Here is a 1,248-nt window from a genome sequence, read left to right on the forward strand (position 1 = left end):
GATCCTGTCGCTGCTGCTCGACGCATACCGCCGCCGGGACCGGGTCGGCCTGGTGACGTTTCGCGGCTCCGGCGCCGAGGTGGTGCTGCCGGCGACAAGCTCGGTGGAGATCGCGGCCGCCCGACTCGACGAGGTGCCCGTCGGCGGCCGCACCCCGCTGGCCGAGGGGCTGGCAGCGGCCGCCGAGGTGGTCCGCTGCGAGCGACTGCGCGACCCGGACTGCCGCCCGCTGCTGGTGGTGGTCACCGACGGCCGGGCCACCGCCGGCGAGGATCCGGTGCAGCGCTCCCAGATCACCGCGGACCACCTCGCCGAGCGGGGGCTCAGCGCGGTGGTCGTCGACTGCGAGAGCGGCCGGATGCACTGCGGCCTGGCCCGCACCCTCGCCGAGCACCTGCGGGCCGAACACGTCCCGCTGCCGCAGGTGAGCGCCGAGGCACTGACCGGGGTGGTCCGCGGCGCCGCCCGGCAGGGGGCCGCCTGATGCCGCAGGGACAGCCGCTGACAGTGCCCGACGACGCTCTGACCACCCGTCAGCGCCGCAACCGGCCGCTGCTGATCGTGCACACCGGGGACGGCAAGGGAAAGTCCACCGCCGCGTTCGGCCTGGCGCTGCGCGGCTGGAACCAGGGTTTTGCGATCGGGGTGTTCCAGTTCGTCAAGTCCGCCAAGTGGCGGGTCGGCGAGCAGAGCGTCCTGGAGCGGCTCGGCGCCCTGCACCGCGACACCGGTGCGGGCGGACCGGTGGAGTGGCACAAGATGGGTTCGGGCTGGTCGTGGAGCCGCAAGGCTGGCACCGACGCCGACCACTCGGCCGCCGCCGCCGAGGGCTGGTCGCAGGTCAAGCGTCGCCTGGCCGCGCAAGCCCACGACTTGTACGTCCTCGACGAATTCACCTACCCGATCAACTGGGGTTGGGTCGACGTCGACGACGTGACGCGGACGCTGGTGAACCGGCCGGGCCGCCAGCACGTCGTGATCACCGGCCGGCACGCCGATCCGCGGCTGATCGAGGCCGCCGACCTGGTCACCGAGATGACGAAGGTGAAGCACCCGATGGACGCCGGCCAGAAGGGCCAGCGCGGGATCGAGTGGTAGACCGTGGCAGATGGTGGTAGACCGTGGTGAGCGCATGGCAGCCGGTACGCTCCCGCGCCTGATCGTGGCCGCACCGGCGTCCGGGCACGGCAAGACGACGGTGGCCACCGGGCTGATGGCGGCGCTGTCGGCGCGGGGGCACCACGTCAG

General features: G+C 73.2%; 3 protein-coding genes. All 3 read left to right on the forward strand.

Annotation, left to right across the window (positions count from 1 at the left end; translation table 11 throughout):
- On the forward strand, positions 1-484 hold a 484-nt coding region (locus AC2VON_RS08890), incomplete at its 5' end, for a VWA domain-containing protein (RefSeq protein ID WP_486952615.1).
- On the forward strand, positions 484-1,098 hold the full coding sequence (gene cobO / locus AC2VON_RS08895; protein WP_486952616.1) for a cob(I)yrinic acid a,c-diamide adenosyltransferase: 615 nt from the start codon (positions 484-486) through the stop codon (positions 1,096-1,098). The genes AC2VON_RS08890 and cobO, both read left to right, overlap by 1 nt.
- Positions 1,099-1,132: 34 nt before the next feature.
- On the forward strand, positions 1,133-1,248 hold a 116-nt coding region (locus AC2VON_RS08900), incomplete at its 3' end, for a nucleotide-binding protein (protein WP_486952617.1).

The organism is Mycobacterium sp. TH-M82 (assembly GCF_057473605.1).